A 2,224-nucleotide genomic window follows, 5' to 3' on the forward strand; every position below is an offset into this window, starting at 1 on the left:
CCGCCATCAACCGCTTCATAAAAGAGCATAATCAGGAACCGAAGCCGTTCGTCTGGAAGGCCAATCCCGATCAGATTATCGCAGCCGTCAGGCGCGGGCATCAAACGTTGGAATCAATCCACTAGGCCGAACGATTATCGCGAATATTGGGACCGCTGCCTCGTTGACGAGTGCGTTGTCGATGGTTCTGAGCCCGTCGAATACATTTATCGGGAAGAAGCAGACATGCACGAAGAGGGTGACGCATTCCCCGATAGCGGCTGGCGCATTCGTGGACGTATGGCTCATGTAACCGAAGAGGAGTTGGACGCGCGAAAGTCGCAATATGTGGCTCTCGGGCTGGTCCTCAACCGAGATGATAGCTGGCTAAGCCTGCTCGACGCTCCCATCGGTTCTCGCTTTTTCCGAAATTTCGCGACAAACACATACGAGCAGGAAGCCTGACGAGAACGGCGGCCTACTGAGCTGTACGTTCGTAAGCTGCCTGTCGCTTTTCCACCACTTTTCGCCATTCCGGCCCTTCCGTCGCGATCCGGTCGCCCAGTTGCGGACAATCGCCGAAGTCGTATCGTGCCGTCATGCGACCCGATCCGCGTCACTTAAACATGAAGGCCGTGCAGCGTGCTGGTGTGCTTGCCCGGTCGGGAAATTATGCGGGGTGGCAGGAGGTCGAGGCTGCCTTGCTGCAAGAGGGTCACACTGTCGCGAAAACGGCGCTCCAGTCGCAATACCTTCGAGATCTCCTGACCGATCATTGCATAGAAGCGCGAGGAAACGGTTAGCTGTAACGGCTCGTAATGATGATCTCCCGGAACTGCAATAAAGGGCGCTTTCCGGCTCGAATTCGGTGAGACGCTGGCGATCGGCAGACGCACGTTCGGTGAGACGCAAATCACATTTGGTGCGACGGACGCGAGATGCTGATCCGTCCGCCCAAGAACGGTGGCAAGTGGTGCAAGGGTGTCTCAGCCATCGAGAACTCGCGTGGATTGCCTCTTGACGAATGTAACCCCTGAGTTACTAGTAACCTCAGGGTGACACATGGGAGGCCGCAATGCCGCAAGACTCAGCAAGCTCGATCGCGGATCGCGTAAATGACAGGCGGGCACGTGTTTTGCCCGTAATGGTGGTTATCTATGTTGCGCAGCAGCTTTCGTATTTCCTGGGGACTGGAGCAGGAACCGGCGACGCCCCGATCCAGAACATCCAGCTCGTTTCCTGGTTGGCGCTTTCCACGACGATCCTTCTTCTGCTGACCACGGGCGGTGCGTGGTTCTATCCGCGCAAAGTGCGCCGACTTGCCAACGACGAGGCTACGCGTGCCCATCGCGACGCCGCCCTCTGCCTCGGTTTCATCGCAAGCATGATCGTTTGCATGGTCGTTTATTTCGTCAGCATGAGCCGGGCCGTGCCGGGGCGCGAGGCCGTGCATCTGGTAATGAGTGTCGGCATCGCTGTTGCGCTCGTGAAGTTCGCGATCCTCGAACGACGCGCCGCGCGGCATGACTGATCGGCTGGCCAATCGGATCAAGGAACGACGGTTGGAGTCGGGCCTTACGCAGGCGGCGCTTGCAGAGCGCGTTGGCGTGACCCGCAAGACCGTGAACACGGTAGAGAATGGTGTCTTCACGCCATCGGCTCTGCTTGCGTTAAAGCTGGCCGCAGCACTAGCCCTTCCGGTCGAGCAACTGTTCTGGGTTGAAAACTAGGCCTTGATCCAGCGACCGCCGGGCGTGCGAATGACCGGAATCGGGAATGCCTGCCGATCGTACCGACGCCAGCACCGCAAGAAAAACGAGCGGTTTTCTCGCGATCGACAAAAAACCGCGCCGTGGCGGGTATTGCTGCCAGAAAACCCGATTCCGAAATCAGCGCGGGCTTGGTCCCCGCTGGCCGGCTTTTCTCGCGGTTTCCAGCATCGCGCGCGAACGGATCAGTATCGTGCGTCCGTCGCACCGATTGTGGTTTGCGTCTCACCGAATGTGCGCCTGCCACCCCGATCCGTCTCAGCCAATGTGGGCCGCAAACTGCCCTTTATTGCAGTTCCGGGCGCGCATCATTTCGAGCCGCTACAGTTAGCGCACCTTCTGCAAGCGCCCCATGTGTGGACGGCCCTCCGTTGGCAAGGGACATATTGAGCATCGCATTGCTGGTTGGTGCGGCCATGTGTCCGACCTGTTGGTGCGGCACATAGCACCGCTGGCCGTAATGCCATTCGCGCGTC

At 58.8% G+C, this 2,224-nt stretch carries 5 protein-coding genes and 1 pseudogene; 4 read left to right on the forward strand and 2 right to left on the reverse strand.

From position 1 onward, the window contains the following. Positions 1-125 (forward strand): annotated as a pseudogene (locus EWE75_RS24310) (IS630 family transposase); the annotation flags it as partial. Continuing rightward, positions 100-444, forward strand: a complete 345-nt coding sequence (locus EWE75_RS25235) for an immunity protein Imm33 domain-containing protein (protein WP_282432733.1) — start codon at positions 100-102, stop codon at positions 442-444. The pseudogene EWE75_RS24310 and the gene EWE75_RS25235, both read left to right, overlap by 26 nt. A gap of 155 nt (positions 445-599) precedes the next feature. Here the strand turns inward: EWE75_RS25235 and EWE75_RS25240 are convergent, their stop codons facing one another. Next, entirely contained in the window at positions 600-875 is a 276-nt protein-coding gene (locus EWE75_RS25240) for a hypothetical protein (protein ID WP_165388532.1), read from the reverse strand. Positions 876-1,054: 179 nt separating this feature from the next. Here EWE75_RS25240 and EWE75_RS24320 point away from each other — a divergent pair, with 179 nt between their 5' ends. Both EWE75_RS24320 and EWE75_RS24325 read left to right on the forward strand, forming a co-directional pair. Then, positions 1,055-1,510: a hypothetical protein gene (locus EWE75_RS24320; protein ID WP_130160598.1), complete on the forward strand. Its 456-nt coding sequence runs from the start codon at positions 1,055-1,057 to the stop codon at positions 1,508-1,510. Further along, positions 1,503-1,709, forward strand: a complete 207-nt coding sequence (locus EWE75_RS24325; protein ID WP_130160599.1) for a helix-turn-helix transcriptional regulator — start codon at positions 1,503-1,505, stop codon at positions 1,707-1,709. The genes EWE75_RS24320 and EWE75_RS24325 overlap by 8 nt, the downstream gene beginning before the upstream one ends. Positions 1,710-2,034: 325 nt before the next feature. Here the strand turns inward: EWE75_RS24325 and EWE75_RS25390 are convergent. Beyond that, positions 2,035-2,224 (reverse strand): hypothetical protein (locus tag EWE75_RS25390; protein ID WP_206364883.1); only part of this gene is annotated, 190 nt, incomplete at its 5' end.

Source organism: Sphingomonas populi (assembly GCF_004208535.1).
GTDB classification, from domain to species: Bacteria; Pseudomonadota; Alphaproteobacteria; order Sphingomonadales; family Sphingomonadaceae; genus Sphingomonas; species Sphingomonas populi.